The sequence below is a fragment of the Rhizobium sp. Root1220 genome, assembly GCF_001426265.1.
GTDB lineage: Bacteria > Pseudomonadota > Alphaproteobacteria > Rhizobiales > Rhizobiaceae > Rhizobium.
Map to the genome: position 1 here is coordinate 42,474 of NZ_LMDG01000014.1, position 14,210 is coordinate 56,683.

The 14,210-nt window shown below is 60.2% G+C and carries 16 protein-coding genes; 1 reads left to right on the forward strand and 15 read right to left on the reverse strand.

What is annotated here, in order from left to right:
* Positions 1–6: 6 nt before the first annotated feature.
* A complete protein-coding gene (locus ASC90_RS12885; protein WP_056540741.1) occupies positions 7–1,281 on the forward strand; it encodes an adenylate/guanylate cyclase domain-containing protein in 1,275 nt (424 codons plus the stop codon).
* Here the strand turns inward: ASC90_RS12885 and ASC90_RS12890 are convergent.
* The 15 genes from ASC90_RS12890 to ASC90_RS29915 form a co-directional block, all read right to left on the reverse strand.
* Complete coding sequence (locus ASC90_RS12890) at positions 1,264–2,259, reverse strand: dihydroxyacetone kinase subunit DhaK (protein ID WP_056540743.1); 996 nt, start codon at positions 2,257–2,259, stop codon at positions 1,264–1,266. The two genes, ASC90_RS12885 and ASC90_RS12890, sit on opposite strands and share 18 nt — an antisense overlap.
* Positions 2,260–2,314: 55 nt before the next feature.
* Positions 2,315–2,725 carry a hypothetical protein gene (locus ASC90_RS12895; protein WP_056540748.1) on the reverse strand — a complete coding sequence of 137 codons (411 nt, stop codon included), beginning with the start codon at positions 2,723–2,725 and terminating at the stop codon, positions 2,315–2,317.
* A gap of 1 nt (position 2,726) precedes the next feature.
* Positions 2,727–4,316: a putative PEP-binding protein gene (locus tag ASC90_RS12900; protein ID WP_056540751.1), complete on the reverse strand. Its 1,590-nt coding sequence runs from the start codon at positions 4,314–4,316 to the stop codon at positions 2,727–2,729.
* Positions 4,300–4,641 carry an HPr family phosphocarrier protein gene (locus tag ASC90_RS12905; RefSeq protein WP_056540753.1) on the reverse strand — a complete coding sequence of 114 codons (342 nt, stop codon included), beginning with the start codon at positions 4,639–4,641 and terminating at the stop codon, positions 4,300–4,302. Before ASC90_RS12905 ends, ASC90_RS12900 begins: the two co-directional genes overlap by 17 nt.
* Positions 4,641–5,039: a dihydroxyacetone kinase phosphoryl donor subunit DhaM gene (dhaM, locus tag ASC90_RS12910; protein WP_056540758.1), complete on the reverse strand. Its 399-nt coding sequence runs from the start codon at positions 5,037–5,039 to the stop codon at positions 4,641–4,643. The genes ASC90_RS12905 and dhaM overlap by 1 nt, the downstream gene beginning before the upstream one ends.
* On the reverse strand, positions 5,036–5,650 hold the full coding sequence (gene dhaL, locus ASC90_RS12915) for a dihydroxyacetone kinase subunit DhaL (RefSeq protein WP_056540761.1): 615 nt from the start codon (positions 5,648–5,650) through the stop codon (positions 5,036–5,038). Before dhaL ends, dhaM begins: the two co-directional genes overlap by 4 nt.
* 24 nt (positions 5,651–5,674) lie before the next feature.
* Positions 5,675–7,315, reverse strand: coding sequence for a dihydroxyacetone kinase subunit DhaK (locus ASC90_RS12920; protein WP_056540764.1), 1,641 nt, complete (start codon positions 7,313–7,315; stop codon positions 5,675–5,677).
* Positions 7,316–7,370: 55 nt separating this feature from the next.
* Positions 7,371–8,378 (reverse strand): ABC transporter ATP-binding protein, encoded by a 1,008-nt coding sequence (locus ASC90_RS12925; protein WP_056540767.1) that lies wholly within the window; start codon positions 8,376–8,378, stop codon positions 7,371–7,373.
* Positions 8,371–9,468 (reverse strand): ABC transporter ATP-binding protein, encoded by a 1,098-nt coding sequence (locus ASC90_RS12930; RefSeq protein WP_056540769.1) that lies wholly within the window; start codon positions 9,466–9,468, stop codon positions 8,371–8,373. Before ASC90_RS12930 ends, ASC90_RS12925 begins: the two co-directional genes overlap by 8 nt.
* Before the next feature lie 3 nt (positions 9,469–9,471).
* Complete coding sequence (locus tag ASC90_RS12935) at positions 9,472–9,681, reverse strand: hypothetical protein (RefSeq protein WP_056540772.1); 210 nt, start codon at positions 9,679–9,681, stop codon at positions 9,472–9,474.
* Positions 9,678–10,631, reverse strand: coding sequence for a carbohydrate ABC transporter permease (locus tag ASC90_RS12940; protein ID WP_056540773.1), 954 nt, complete (start codon positions 10,629–10,631; stop codon positions 9,678–9,680). Before ASC90_RS12940 ends, ASC90_RS12935 begins: the two co-directional genes overlap by 4 nt.
* Positions 10,628–11,596: a sugar ABC transporter permease gene (locus ASC90_RS12945; RefSeq protein WP_156392919.1), complete on the reverse strand. Its 969-nt coding sequence runs from the start codon at positions 11,594–11,596 to the stop codon at positions 10,628–10,630. Before ASC90_RS12945 ends, ASC90_RS12940 begins: the two co-directional genes overlap by 4 nt.
* Before the next feature lie 101 nt (positions 11,597–11,697).
* Positions 11,698–13,023, reverse strand: a complete 1,326-nt coding sequence (locus tag ASC90_RS12950; protein WP_056540780.1) for an ABC transporter substrate-binding protein — start codon at positions 13,021–13,023, stop codon at positions 11,698–11,700.
* 221 nt (positions 13,024–13,244) lie between these two features.
* Positions 13,245–13,682, reverse strand: a complete 438-nt coding sequence (locus ASC90_RS29910) for a substrate binding domain-containing protein (protein ID WP_244480381.1) — start codon at positions 13,680–13,682, stop codon at positions 13,245–13,247.
* Positions 13,600–14,145 (reverse strand): LysR family transcriptional regulator, encoded by a 546-nt coding sequence (locus ASC90_RS29915; protein ID WP_244480382.1) that lies wholly within the window; start codon positions 14,143–14,145, stop codon positions 13,600–13,602. The genes ASC90_RS29910 and ASC90_RS29915 overlap by 83 nt, the downstream gene beginning before the upstream one ends.
* Between the last annotated feature and the right edge of the window lie 65 nt (positions 14,146–14,210).

A 14,210-nucleotide genomic window follows, 5' to 3' on the forward strand; every position in this document is an offset into this window, starting at 1 on the left:
GTTGCCATGCAATCCGTTTCGGACGCGGCTTTCAATTCGATTGACGAAGGTGAAGGCGTCTGGCCGTCGCACAGGCGGAAGATTCTCGACTGGTTAATCAACGAAACGCGGGACGAGCGGTTCATCGATAACATCCTCGTACAGATGTGCGAAAGGCTGCGGAGTGAAGGCGTTCCGGTGGCGCGCGCAACGATGCACTTCAGAACGCAGCACCCGCAATGGCTCGGTGCACGGCTTCTGTGGAACGTCGGCATGGCCGAGGCCAAGATCGACACTTTCGGTTATGGCGTCGAAAAGACACCGCAGTTTCTCAACAGTCCGGTGAACGATATTTTCAGCGGCGCCACGGAGGTTCGTAAAAATCTCGAAGGCATGCGGGAAGACGACAGCCGACACCGCTTCTACGACGACCTGCGACGCGACGGGTTGACGGACTATATCGCCTGGCCGATGGAGCACACACTCGGCAAGCGGCATATCGCGACGTTCTCGACTGACAGACCGGGAGGTTTCCTCAAGGAGCACGTCACGTTCCTCAAGGATCTCATGCCGGCCCTGACGCTTGTCACAGAGATCAGGCTCAAGAACATTCTTGCCCGCACGCTCCTGCAAACCTACGTCGGTCCGCACGCAAGCGAGCAAATCCTGGCAGGCGCGACGACACGCGGCAGTGGCGCTACCGTCGGCGCAGCAATCCTGATCTGCGACCTGCGAGACTTCACGACCATCTCGGATCATTGGCCCCGCGATGATGTCATCGAACTCTTGAATGACTATTTCGACGCGATGTCGGAGCCGATCGAGAGGCACGGCGGCGAGATACTGAAGTTCATGGGGGATGGGATGCTGGCCATCTTCCCGCTGACCGATCCGATGGCCTGCAGGAACTTGCTTACGGCTATTCAGGAGGCCGGTGTCGCCATGGCAACTCTCAATGAACGAAACGCGCGGGACGGACGCGAGGTGCTTCGCTACGGCATCGGCGTGCATGTCGGTGATGTGATGTACGGTAACATCGGAACCCGCAGGCGTCTCGACTTCACGGTTATCGGCCCCGCCGTCAATGTGGCATCGCGTCTCGAAAACCTCACGAAGGAGGTTAAGCGCCCGGTGCTGCTGTCAAAGGCTTTCGTGGATATGGCTGACTGCGGAGTCGGGATGGACAGCCTCGGATCATTCCCGTTGCGAGGGCTCGGCGAACCCGTGGACGTTTTCGCATTTCCGATGACAGGGAACCAAGCTGACCCAACCAGCGCGTTGCGGTCAGCAGCCCCAGCGTAGCGCGGCGGTTGCCACCGGCGAGTCCCACAGGGCCAATTCCTCATCGCTGAGGAGTGCCAGCGTTACCGATAGTCCCTGCATATCGAGCGAGGTGACATAGGTTCCGACAAGCGAGCGTTCGATTTGGATGCCTCCATTCTCGATGAAGCGGCGCGCGGCATCATACGCGACGTAGAGTTCCGCCGGTGGCGTGCCACCGAGCCCGTTTACGAAGAGCAATGCCTTGGCATTGGGCTGGCTGGCGATATCGCCGGCGATCGCTTCGCATAGGTACCGGACAATGGTGTCGGCGGCTGAGAAGGGCTTTCTGGAATGGCCGGGTTCGCCATGGATTCCAACGCCCATTTCCATTTCCGTCGCGCTCAGGGAAAATGTCGTCCGCTGGGTGTGCGGCACGGTCACGCCAGTGAGAGCCACACCCATCGACCGGATCTTCGGACTTAAGCCCTCCCCGAGCGATTTCAGCCTGTCGAGCGACATGCCTTGTTCTGCGGCAGCGCCGAGAATCCGTTCCACGACGAGTGTCCCGGCAACGCCGCGGCGGCCGCGTCCATCGCCGACCCTCGCAGTCTCTATGTCATCGCTGACGATGACCATTTCGATTCGGTGACGGGCGGCAACCATCTCGGCAGCCATCTCGAAGTTCATGACGTCACCATCGTAGTTCTTGACAACGAGCAGACATCCGGCGCCGGTATCTGCCTCCTCGATCGCACCGATGATCTGGCTGGGTGTCGGCGACGTGAAGATATGGCCCACGCAGGCGGCATCCAGCATGCCACGGCCGACGAAGCCGATATGCATCGGTTCGTGGCCAGCCCCGCCACCGGAGATGACGGCGACCTTGCCTGGTGTCAGATGACGGCGGCGAATGCATTTGCGCTCCGCACCGAACACGACGAACTCCGCATGGGCGCGTACAAAGCCTTCGACGCTTTCGGTGACCATGGTGTCCGCAGTGTTCATGAACTTCTTCATCAAGCCCCTCCCAAGGCGGCGATCGTTTACCGGGTCTGTCGTTCGGTGGTTCCGCTCATTCCGGCCCTCCGGAAATTGCGACAATCTTTTCCACAAGGTCGGAGATCGCCTGTTCCAGCAGGCGGTTTCGGCGCTCGTCACCAAAGTCGGGCACCATCAAAGACAGGTGCCGTAACTTTTCGGAATGCCCGAGCTCCGGCAGCTTTCCCGGATGGGCATGCTGATAGGCCTCGAGAAAACGCTCTTGCTCGGTAGCATTGAAATGGCAGACGCGGAAAATCGTTGCGAGGTGACGCGCCGGCAGCGGTGTCGAGTAGGTCGCGCTGGTGACTTGCGTGACGAAGCTGCGGTGCTTGCCGAGTTCGGTCGCCAACCGCTGACGCGTGCCGGAGGGCCTGATATCGATGATCTGCGCCAGGATGGACTTGTAGGCTATAATGGCGTCTTCGGTGTCTTCGCGCGCCATTCTACTCTCCGGCTGCCTTTGTCCCATCGGCGTTCAAACCGACGAGTGCCGACCTTATCGCGGGAAGCTGGGCCGGCGCCATGGAAAAGTGACGCAGGCCCGTGGCGAGCAGGGCCGATAGCTGTCCAGGGTCGCCTGCCATGTCTCCGCATATGCTGACGGGCTTGCCGGCGGCCAGTTTCACGGCCTGCTCGATGAGACGCAAGACGGCCGGTATGGACTTGTCACGCGGGATTTCGAAGCCGGAACCGTAACGAGCCGACGCAGTGAGATACTGGGTGAGATCGTTGGTTCCGAACGAAAAGAAATCCGCCACGGCAAAGCTATCCAGCATCAATGCAGCCGCGGGCACCTCCACCATCATGCCGATGGACGGGAAACGGTTCAGCACCGAGCGCCGATCAAGCTCCGTGGCTTCCTCTTTGAAGATACGACGCATCTCGTCGATCTCGGAGGGAACGGTTACCATGGGCAGCATGACCGCGAGATTGCCGAAGGCCGACGCTCTGAGCAGCGCACGCACCTGCACCCGGGCAATTTCCGGCCGCGCGAGAAGCAGCCGGATTCCCCGCAGGCCCACATCGGGCAACGTCTCAAAGCCAGAGAGGGGTTTGTCGCTCCCGATATCGAACATCCGGATCGTTACCGGCTTGCCCACTGCCCACTCGAGCACACGGCAATAGACGGAGAGTTGCCTTTCCTCGTTTGCGGCATCTGCCGCCGAGGTAATCGCAAATTCGGAGCGTAGCAATCCAATGCCTGCTACGGCGGCGTGATCGACGCTATCGAGTTCGGTCGGATCGTTTAGGTTTATGGACAGCGAAAGCGGCACGCCATCGGCCGTGCGTGGGGTGCCGCTTCCGGAGGCATGGGCGGCGTTGCCGGAAACGCCGACCGGCGTCTTGCGCGGCATGGGCCTGGCACCGGACTGAAGAACAACCGCGCCGGCGTCGCCGTCAACGCGAATAGGTGCTCCTGCGGCCGTGGTGAAATATCCCACGCCTACGACCATTGGCACTGACCTCGACCGGGCGAGCAGCGCAACGTGGCCGGCGGCGCTGCCATTGTATAGCGCGATGCCACCGCCTGATGACCAGTCGTGCGCGAGAAAGCGGCTAGGCTCCATATCCTTGCCGACGAAGACGGACCCCAGGGGGAAATCCTCGAGCGGCGTGCCGGTCAGGGCGCCGAGAACGCGATTTTTGATGTCGAGGATATCGACGGCGCGCGCGCGCATCTGTTCCTCCTCGGCAGTCTCCAATTCGCGGATGTACCCGTCGAGCGTGTCGACCCAGGCGAAAGCGACATTTTCGCCGGTTTCCATGCGTGCTGCCGTCATTTGGGCTATCGTCGGATCGCGAAGGACTTCGATCTGGAAATCAATGATGTCACCGCTTTCCGCGTCGGCACCACCGGCAAGGCGCTGCAGCTCGGTGACTGCCGTTTCGATCGCGGCTGCTAGCACTTCATAGCCGGAAGACGCCTGTGCGCGAGGTGTGACCGACGCAAGCGTCGGCTCGACCAGATAGGCAGGGCCGGTGGCAACGCCCGGGGAGGCGATCGTTCCGTCCAGTCTAAGCGGTTCGGCCATGCTTCTTTTCCTCATCGAAATCGCGCTCGATAAGCTCCTTCAGTGCCCGGATCGCTTCTTCGGCAAGGATTCCGCTGGCTCTGATTCTCAGAATCGACCCCCTGCGGATTCTGGCGCCCATGATCTTGATTATACTCTTGCCATTCAGCCACACGTCGTTGCCGTTGACGGCGATCTCGATCGAACAGGGAAACGATTTTGCCAGCCGCGTAAACGTGACGGAGGGGCGGGCGTGCAGTCCCACGCCGTGCTTGACTTCCACCTCCGTCTGGTAGCTGGCCTGCAACTGATTGTCCTCCCGCCTCTTCATGGGCAACCCGGTCATCAGGGTGACAGTTCCTCGGCTGTCGCCACGACCTTTGCCAAGGATGCCCCGCCCGATGCCTCCGCTGCCGCTATGACTGCGCCTTCAACGAGAGGTGCGTTGCAAATCGACACAAGTTTCGAGCGCGGCAAGCCGAGCATCTCGATCGCCATTTCGCTGTTTGTCTCCGCTCCACCAAGGTCGACGAAGACTGCAACGCCTGCATCGGACCAGGCGGATTCGATAGCGCGCAAAATGCCCCCGGCGTCGGTACCGAGTTCGCCGTGGTTATTGCCACCGGACCAGGAGAGCGGCACGCAGTCGCCCACCATCTGCCTTACCATGTCGGCAATGCCGCGCGCCACGAGAGGGGAGTGGGAGACGATCACGATGCCAACATTTGCCGTCTTTCCACTCATGCCGAATGGTTCTCCCCAAGATAATGGCATATTGCCGTGGTCAATAGCGCGCAGCTAGATGCTCCGGGATCGATGTGGCCGATTGACCGGTCTCCGAGATAGGAGGCGCGGCCGCGCATGGCCTTCATGGCCGCAGTCTGATCGGCTGACCGCTCAGCCCTGATGGCGATATCCGATAGCGGCGAACGTTCGGCGAGCGCCGCATGAACAGGATAGAGGACATCCAGCAGCGTCTTGTCGCCTGCATGAGATCGACCCCGCTTCGCCACGGCATCGATCGCCTGCTTCAGCACCAGGGAAAACTCCGCCCCTTCATCACGCTTGCGAAGCTCCCGGCCCAACTCCATCAACAACGTGCCGTAGAGCGGCCCCGCCGCGCCGCCGATATTCATCACCAGCGTCAGGCCGATCTTCTCCACGGCGTCCGCCAAGGGCAGGCTGGAAAGTTCCGCGCGTTCAGCGCTGACCGCTTCGCAGCCGCGCTGCATGTTCGTTCCATGGTCTCCGTCACCGATCGCTCGATCCAGAGCGCAAAGGTGATCGCTGTTGGCCGCGATCGTCGCGCGACAAACCTCGATCAATCCTGAAACCAGGGCTGGTTCGGCCTGCACTAAATCCTCCCTATGCCACCGCTCTTATTGGGCGAGGCTCGCCATAACTCCAAATGCTCCAGCCACTGCGACTGCGCCGGGATCGGCCACGCCCGCGAGATCTCTTTCGCCGACATAAGACGCACGTCCGGCTTTTGCCTTCGTCATTGCCTTCGTCGCCTCCGCGCCGGCGGCAGCTGCCTTCGCAGCCGCTGCCACGCCGCCCGATGCGAGCGACTGCAGCGCCGGGGCAAGCGCGTCGACCATCGTTCGATCGCCAACGCCTGCACCACCATAGAACGTCATCCGATCGAGCCCGGCAAGAAGGGCCGCTGCGATATCAGGCTTTTCCGCCATTGCCTTGGCAGCGGCGGTAAAGAAGATCGACATCAGCACTCCGCTCGAGCCACCCATGCTGGTGCCGAGGATGTCGCCGATGGCAGCGAGTGTGGCGGCAGGTTTCCTGAGCGGCAGCGTATCGATGCGGGCGAGGATGCTGCGCGCGCCGGATGCAACGGTCGAGCCGGTATCACCGTCGCCTACACGACCGTCGAGGCGGTTGAGTTCGCCTTCGAGCGATATCAGGTGGTCGCAAAGTGCGGTGATCATGCGGCGACTCCATTCATCGTCGCTGGCATTTGTTCCGTTCAATCGTGCGTCCGCCTTCGGAACGGTGACGATTGTGATTTCGTGGCGTTCGACGGGAGGCACCCAGGCATGCGGGCCAACCGCAGCCACGAGTGCTTTTTCGCGGACAGCGTCGAGCCTGATAAGTGATAGCGAAAAGCCGTTCATGTTGAGTGCGGTCATCATTGGAGCCGGCCCGATGATCAGCTTCACTCGTTCCGCAGTCGGCGAGGACAACACGGCATTGGCGATGACGGTCATTTCAAGCGGCGGCACCGCGCCGAGATTGTTGATAAGCAGCGCGTGGCCGGCACCATCCTGCAGCCTGGCGCTCAGTCGCTTGAGCATGGTTGCGACGATGTCCGCGACGGGTTGGAGTGCTATGCGCTCGACACCTGGTTCACCGTGGATTCCAAGACCAAGTTCGCCTTCGTTTTCGCCCAGGCGATCCTCGTGCGCTTGCCCCGGCACGCTGCAGGTCGAGAGAGACATGCCGAGAGAGACGATGTCTTTGGCTGCCGCAGCTGCGTGCATCGTTACGGTCGGGAGGTCTTCACCCGCTTCGGCATGGAAGCCAGCGATCTTGTGGACAAACAATGTCCCGGCCACGCCACGTGGCTGATTGATCTCGGGAATTGCAATGTCGTCGGCAATGATGACCATCTCGACATCGAAACCCTCGGCGCGGGCCCTCTCGGCGGCGAGGCCGAAATTCAGACGATCTCCCGTATAATTCTTCACAATCAGCAGGGCGCCCTTTGGGCCGGCCACCGCGCGGATTGCCGTAAGAACCGCATCGACGCTTGGTGATGCAAATATTTCGCCCGAAACCGCTGCGGTCAACATACCCTTGCCGACAAAGCCCGCATGGGAGGGCTCGTGTCCGGCGCCACCGCCGGAAATGATCGCCACCTGCGACTTGTCCCAGTCGGCCCGCAGGATCACCTTGATGTCGGGAAACGTATCCAAACGGGCGAGGCGACCTTTGCCGCTCGTCAGAAGCAGGCCATCCAAAGCTTCGGTGACTATGTTTTCCCTGCGGTTGAAAAAATGCTTCATTTGATCGATACCCGTCTGTTTTTTCTTGCATGCGATGATCGGTTTTTATTGGCGTTCAGGAGAGGCGCTTTCCGCTTGCATCGAAATAGAGTGGATCGCGTAGCGTCAAGTTGATCCTGTCGCCCCTGTTTATTGCGAGATATGGGTCCGCAAGTGTAACGAGCTTGTGATCTCGGACGCGGATGTGCAGATGGTTCTGATCGCCGAGATGCTCGATCCAGTCGATTTCGGCGTTGGCGTCCTTGCCAAGGATGATATCGAGATGTTCGGTGCGCGCCCCTACGGTCTTGGTGCCTGCCGGCGGATGGCCGCCCGGAAGCAGATCAGCGGGCAGCAGGTTGATGTGTGGCTGGCCGAGGCGCGCAGCAACATGAAGATTGCTTGGGTTGCCGTAGATATCGCGCGGCGTTCCCACCTGCATGAGCCGACCTTCGGCGACAATGCCGATGCGGTCGGCCATTGTCATGGCCTCCACCTGATCGTGGGTTACATAGAGCAATGTCGAGCCCAGTTCCTTCTGAATCCGCTTGAGCTCTAGCCGCAGTTCGGCGCGCAGCTTAGCGTCGAGCGAGGAGAGTGGCTCGTCCATGAGATAGATTGACGGCTGGCGCACCAGCGCGCGGCCGATCGCGACGCGCTGCATCTCACCGCCCGAAAGACGCGTGGAGCGGTTCTCCAGCTTGTGATCGATCCGGACCATCCGTGCGACGTCGCGCACCCGGCGGTCTATCTCGTTCGCGGTGAGCTTGCGTACCGGCGCCCTCAGCGGAAATGCCAGGTTTTCGTAGACCGTCATATGCGGATAGAGCGAGTATTGCTGGAAGACGAAGGCGACATCGCGTTCGGCTGGTGCTTCGGCGCCGACGTTCCGGCCACCGATCTCGATGCGGCCTCTGTCTGGTTTTTCGAGCCCTGCAATAAGGCGGAGCGTTGTCGTCTTGCCGGCGCCCGTCGGCCCGAGCAGAACGACGAACTCGCCGTCGCGGATTGTCAGGTCGAGATCGGTCAAAGCCTGGGTTTCGCCGAAGCGTTTGTTGAGACCCTTCAGGACAACGTCAGCCATGCTGGGCCTCCGAATAGAGCGCTGACGCCACGGCGCGGCCCGACTTGCAGTCGAACAGCGCCAGGTTTGAATGATTGAATTCCAGCCCGACCGTCTCGCCGATGCGGAAGTTCCGGTTTGCCGGAACACGAGCCTTGATCAATCCGCTGGATGTTTCGACAGCCACCACCTGGTTCGTGCCGAGATATTCACTCCCGTAAACGGCACCGCGCAACGGCGAGCTGTCGCTGAAGCGGATGTGTTCAGGTCGCACGCCGAGCGCCAGCTCGCCCTCCGCCAGGTCCTGACGGATCTCCGGTACGAGCACATCGACGCCGTCAAGCAAGATGGACCGCGATCCCATCTGCAGACCCGACGTGAAACGCATGAAATTCATTGGCGGCGATCCGATGAAGTCCGCGACGTACATTGTCGCCGGCTTGCTGTAGATCTCCTGAGGCGTGCCGAATTGCTCGATAACGCCGTGGTTCATTACGGCAATCTTGTCGGCCATCGCCATGGCCTCGTGCTGATCGTGCGTAACGTAGACTGTGGTTGCGTGGATACGGTTATGGAGTTCGCGCAACTCGTGAACCATGACTTCGCGGAACTCGGCGTCAAGCGTGCCCAGCGGCTCGTCCATCAGGAAGCATTTCGGTCGCCGGACGATGGCGCGGCCGAGCGCCACACGCTGCCGGTCGCCGCCGGCAAGGCCGGAGACGGACTTGTTGAGAATGTGGCCGATCTGCAGCAGGCGGGCGGTTTCCTCAACCCGTTGCTTGATCTCCGCCTTCCGCATTCCCTGCGACAACAAGGGAAAGCCGATGTTCTTGCGGACATTCATGTGCGGATAGAGCGCAAACAGCTGGAAGACGAACGCAATATCGCGAGCGCTGGCGCGGTTGAATGTGACATCCTCTCCGTCGAGATAGATATTGCCGCTGGTTGGCAGCTCCAGCCCGGCGATCATGCGCAGCGTGGTCGTCTTGCCGCAGCCGGAAGGCCCGAGCAACGCCAGAAATTCGCCGTCATGGACGACGAAACTCGAGTCTTGGACTGCGACGAAACTGCCGAATTCCTTGCGGAGATTTTGGATTCTGATGTCCGCCATGGTTCACTCCGGAAACTTTGAGACGATGATGAACATGGCCGTGCCTGCGAGCAGCGTCACCAGAGAGTAGGTGTAGAGCACCAGCAGGAAGGGCTGGAACAGCATCAGGAAGCCGATGGCGATCAGCGCGGTGGCGATATTTTCCATCGGGCCTCGGCGCAGGAAGAACGGCCGCTTCGGAGGAGGGCGGGGCGTTTCGATGAGGTGCGTCATTTCCGGACCGCTCCGAAGGTGATACCGCGCAGCAGCTGCTTGCGCAGGAGAATGGTGAAGACGAGGATCGGGATCAGGAAGATCGTCGTTCCCGCGGCCACCGCCGGCCAATCCTGCCCCCCTTCGCCGATGATCGTCGGAATGAAGGGAGGCGCCGTCTGGGCTGCACCCGAGGTAAGAAGGGCTGCGAAGGCATATTCGTTCCAGGCAAATATCAGGCAGAAGATTGCGGTTGCGGCGATCCCGGTTGTTGCCTGCGGCAGCACCACCTTCCGGAAAGCCTGCAGCCGCGTGTAGCCGTCGATCATCGCCGCCTCCTCGTATTCCCGCGGGATCTCGTCTATAAAGCCCTTGAGCAACCAGACGGCTAGTGAGACGTTGACGGCCGTGTAGAGCAGGATCATGCCCAGCGCCGTATCGGAGAGGCCGAGCTCCCGGTACATCAGATAAATCGGGATGGCGACCGCGATCGGCGGCATCATGCGGGTCGACAGGATGAAGAACAGCAGGTCGTCGGCGAGCGGTATCCGGAAGCGCGAGAAGCCGTAGGCGGCGAGCGTTCCGAGGAAGACGGCAAGAAATGTCGATCCGAAGGCGATCACCAGCGAATTGACGAAGCGCGGCAGAAAGTTCGAGGGACCGGCGATCACCATGTTGCGCTTGCGCGTCACCTCATCGCAGGTACCAGTCGGCGCCGGCAGCGACGAAATGTACTCCGGCGTCTGCCGCGTTCTCGTGGTGAGGAGATTGCAATAGCCCTCCAGCGTCGGCGTGAACACGATCTTCGGCGGGTAGCTGATGGAGTCCGGTGGCGACTTGATGCTGGTCAGGAAGATCCAGACGAGCGGAATCAGCGTGATCAGTGCATAAAGGATGACGAGCGCACCGGCGATCCGTTTGCTGGTGAGGCTTGGTTCGACGACCGAATGGGCAGCGTTGACGGAGCTCATCGTTGCTTCACCTTGTTGAGAGCCTTGACATAGATGTTTGCCAGTCCGAACACCGCGACGAAAAGGACGATGGCGAAGGCGGAAGCCCGGCCGGTCGCCCAGCTCTCGAAGGCCGCACGCTTCAACGTGATCGAGGCCACTTCGGTGGTTGACCCCGGCCCACCGCCTGTCAGCAGCGTTACCATGTCGAACATCTTGAAGTTTTCGATGCCGCGGAAGAGGACGGCGAGCATGATGAAGGGCAGGGCCATCGGGACCGTGATCGACCAGAACTGCCGCCATGCTGACGCACGATCGACCTCCGACGCTTCGTAGATATAGTCCGGGATCGAGCGCAGCCCGGCGAGGCAGATCAGCATCACATAGGGTGTCCACATCCATGTATCGACGATAACGATCGCCCAGGGCGCCAGGGTGACGCTGCCGAGCATCTGAATTTCCGAGGTCGGAATGCCGGTGACAAGCGAAACCGCGTAGGCGAAGAGGCCAATCTGCGGCTCATAGAGAAAGCGCCAGAAGTTGCCGACCACCGCAGGAGACAGCATCATCGGGATCAGAATGATGGTCGTCCAGAAGGCATGACCACGAAACTTCCGGTCGATCAGATAGGCAAGTCCGAAGCCGATCACGGTCTGCAGGACAATCGTCCAGAAGACAAAATGCGCGGTGGTCTGCATTGCCTGCCAGATATCCGGATCGGTGAGGACGCGCTCGTAGTTGCTGAGACCTACGCCTTGCACCGGCGCATTCGGTCGGTTGGCGCGGAAATTTGTGAAAGAAAGATAGACTGCCCACAGCAGCGGAAAGATGTTGATTGCGAGCAGCAGGATGATAGCCGGGGCGATGAACAACCAAGCGATCGCCCTGTCGGAAAGACCTCGGACGCGCCGGGCGACCGATACAGGCGTCGCCCGTGCTGTCGCATCCGCGGCTGTCTCGACGATAGAGGAGTGGGAGATATTCAAGATGTCACCTGGTCTTTGGGTATGTGAGACATCAGGCGGCCCGGCTCTTTTGCCGATCCGGGCCGTCATTCTGACTAGGATGTCACGCGTCCAGGAGGACACTAGATCTTGCCGTCGTCCTTGAACACTTCGGTCCAGTCCGCCACCAGACCATCAAGCGCTTCCTTGGCGGTGCCGTTGCCGGCAACCACATAGTTGTGAACGCGCTTCTGCATGTCCTGGAGAAGGGTGGCGTAGCTTGGTTCCGCCCAGAAGTCCTTGACGATGGCCATGGATTCCAGGAATGCCGGGGCATACGGCTGGCTCGACGCGAAATCAGGTGCGTTGACGACAGCCTTCAGGCAGGAAAAGCCGCCCAGCTGCCACCACTTGGCCTGTACCTCAGGCTGCGCGAACCACTTGATGTATTGCAGGGCCGCATCCTTCTTGTCGGAATACGACACAACCGAGATGCCTTGTCCGCCAAGCTGGGCAAAATGTTCTTTCTCAGCGGGATTGGGGAAGAAGCCGATCCTGTCGCCGCCGACCTTCTCGTCCTTGTAGAGACCTGGCCAGGTAAAGGCGAAGTTCATCTGCATGGCGACCTGTCCGGATTTGAAGGCGTCTGCGGATTCGACCATGTAGACGTTGGAGCTGCCGGGCGGTGTGCAGCAGTCATAGAGAGCCTTGTAGAACTCCAGGCCCTTGATTGCGTCCGGCGAGTTGACGAATCCTTCCATTTCGTAAGGCTTCTTGGGATTTTCGTACTGGAAGCCCCAATCATAGAGAACGTTGGTCACGCCCATGGTGATGCCCTCCGAGCCACGCTCGGTATAGATTGAGGCACCGTAGACGGTCTTGCCGTCGATCTCACGCTTCTGGAAAAACTCGGCGATCTGCTTCAGCTCGTCGTAGGTCTTCGGCGCGGCGAGATCCCGGCCATACTTTTCCTTGAATTCCTTCTGCAGCTCCGGCTTTTCGAACCAATCCTTGCGGTAGGTCCAGCCGACCACGTCGCCCATAGCCGGAAGCGCCCAGTAATTCGGGGTGTTCTTCGGCCATTCCGAATAGCCAACGACCGTCGCCGGCACGAAGTCATCCATCTTGATGCCTTCCTTGTCGAAGAAGTCGTTCAGCTTGACGTAGTGGCCGTTCTCGGCCGAGCCGCCGATCCATTGGCTGTCGCCGATGATCAGGTCGCAGAGCTTGCCATGGGAATTCAATTCGTTGAGGAAGCGGTCCGCATAGCTTGTCCAGGGGACGAACTCGAACTTCATTTCCGTGCCAGTCTTGGCGGTGAAATCCTTCGAGAGCTCGACGAGCGCATTGGCTGGATCCCAGGCAGCCCAGCACAGCGTTAGTTGGTCGGCTTTTGCGAGATTGGGCAACGCCGACGACATCACGAATGCCGAGGCCAGCCCGAGCAGGGCTTTCGATCTTTTCTGCATAAGTTCCTCCCAGAACCAAAGGCCGGCTCCGCCGGCAGCGCGAGTTCACCCACTTCCAGAGAATGCTGACATGAACTCCTCAAACATCATGTTTAGCAATATGTTTAGTGATAGATAAATTTATAAACAATGCAAGCGGCAATCGTTGCTGCAGTGCACACTGTTCTGGCGCCAGATGTTTAGTGATTGATTCGAGAGAGACGGACTTTCGAGGGGGTGTGCTAGCCAGCCCTGATGCCCGCCACATTGATCGCTTTCAGACGCACGGCGAGGAAATCGACGCACAGCCTAACTTTCGCGGCGGTAAGGCGATTGTGAGGAAATACCGCATGGATCGGGGCTGCTGGCAGCGGGATGCCTGGCAGCACTATTTCCAGATGGCCGGCGTCGATATCGTCGCGAACGTCCCACAGCGATTTTTGCACCAACCCCGCGCCGTCGATCGCCCAGCGACGAGCGAGTTCGCCGTTGTTGGTGCTGAGGGGGTGCTTCACGTTGATGCTGCGGTTGTCGGAAAAGGTCCAATGGCTGTTGGGTGGATCGCCGAAGGTGATGCAATCGTGCACGAGAAGGTCTTCAAGCCTTTGCGGCCGTCCCCGGCGTGCGAGGTACGAGGGAGCGGCACAGAATCCGCTTGTTCGGTGCCAACTGACGGGCAATCAGGCTTGAATCGGCGAGCGACCCGAACCGGACCGCAAGATCGTAGCCGCCTTCGACAATATTGGTGACGGTGTCAGACGTATCGAGATGGATATGCAGCGTGGGATGCATCGCCTGGAATTCCTGCAGCAGCGTAGCAAGCCAGCGGCAGCCGAACGCGAATGTCGACGTCACCCGGAGGAGGCCGGTTGCTGTATCCAGGCCGCTGGTGACTTCCATTTCAGCGTCGTCGATCTCGGCCAGGATCCGGATGCAACGGGCATGGAAGCGTGCGCCTTCTTCGGTAAGTGTCAGGGTTCGCGTGGTGCGGTTTGCGAGGCGAACGCCGAGGCGTTCCTCGAGCCGGGCGAGCTTGCGGCTGACGACGGCAAGCGACAGCCTGAGATCGCGGGCAGCGCCAGACAGGCTGCCCGCCTCGACGACGCGGACGAAGACCAGCATATCGAAAAGATTATCGGCCATATTATTGCTGATATCGCAATGGACCATCACCATCAACGGCTATTCTTGCAAATGGGAAAGCCCCC

What these genes read in the sequence shown, in the direction of transcription:
- ASC90_RS12885 (WP_056540741.1), top strand. Translation starts at nt 7, where the DNA reads ATGCAATCCGTTTCGGACGCGGCTTTCAATTCGATTGACGAAGGTGAA.
- ASC90_RS12890 (WP_056540743.1), bottom strand. Translation starts at nt 2,259, where the DNA reads ATGAAGAAGTTCATGAACACTGCGGACACCATGGTCACCGAAAGCGTC.
- ASC90_RS12895 (WP_056540748.1), bottom strand. Translation starts at nt 2,725, where the DNA reads ATGGCGCGCGAAGACACCGAAGACGCCATTATAGCCTACAAGTCCATC.
- ASC90_RS12900 (WP_056540751.1), bottom strand. Translation starts at nt 4,316, where the DNA reads ATGGCCGAACCGCTTAGACTGGACGGAACGATCGCCTCCCCGGGCGTT.
- ASC90_RS12905 (WP_056540753.1), bottom strand. Translation starts at nt 4,641, where the DNA reads ATGACCGGGTTGCCCATGAAGAGGCGGGAGGACAATCAGTTGCAGGCC.
- dhaM (WP_056540758.1), bottom strand. Translation starts at nt 5,039, where the DNA reads ATGAGTGGAAAGACGGCAAATGTTGGCATCGTGATCGTCTCCCACTCC.
- ASC90_RS12920 (WP_056540764.1), bottom strand. Translation starts at nt 7,315, where the DNA reads ATGAAGCATTTTTTCAACCGCAGGGAAAACATAGTCACCGAAGCTTTG.
- ASC90_RS12925 (WP_056540767.1), bottom strand. Translation starts at nt 8,378, where the DNA reads ATGGCTGACGTTGTCCTGAAGGGTCTCAACAAACGCTTCGGCGAAACC.
- ASC90_RS12930 (WP_056540769.1), bottom strand. Translation starts at nt 9,468, where the DNA reads ATGGCGGACATCAGAATCCAAAATCTCCGCAAGGAATTCGGCAGTTTC.
- ASC90_RS12935 (WP_056540772.1), bottom strand. Translation starts at nt 9,681, where the DNA reads ATGACGCACCTCATCGAAACGCCCCGCCCTCCTCCGAAGCGGCCGTTC.
- ASC90_RS12940 (WP_056540773.1), bottom strand. Translation starts at nt 10,631, where the DNA reads ATGAGCTCCGTCAACGCTGCCCATTCGGTCGTCGAACCAAGCCTCACC.
- ASC90_RS12950 (WP_056540780.1), bottom strand. Translation starts at nt 13,023, where the DNA reads ATGCAGAAAAGATCGAAAGCCCTGCTCGGGCTGGCCTCGGCATTCGTG.
- ASC90_RS29915 (WP_244480382.1), bottom strand. Translation starts at nt 14,145, where the DNA reads ATGGCCGATAATCTTTTCGATATGCTGGTCTTCGTCCGCGTCGTCGAG.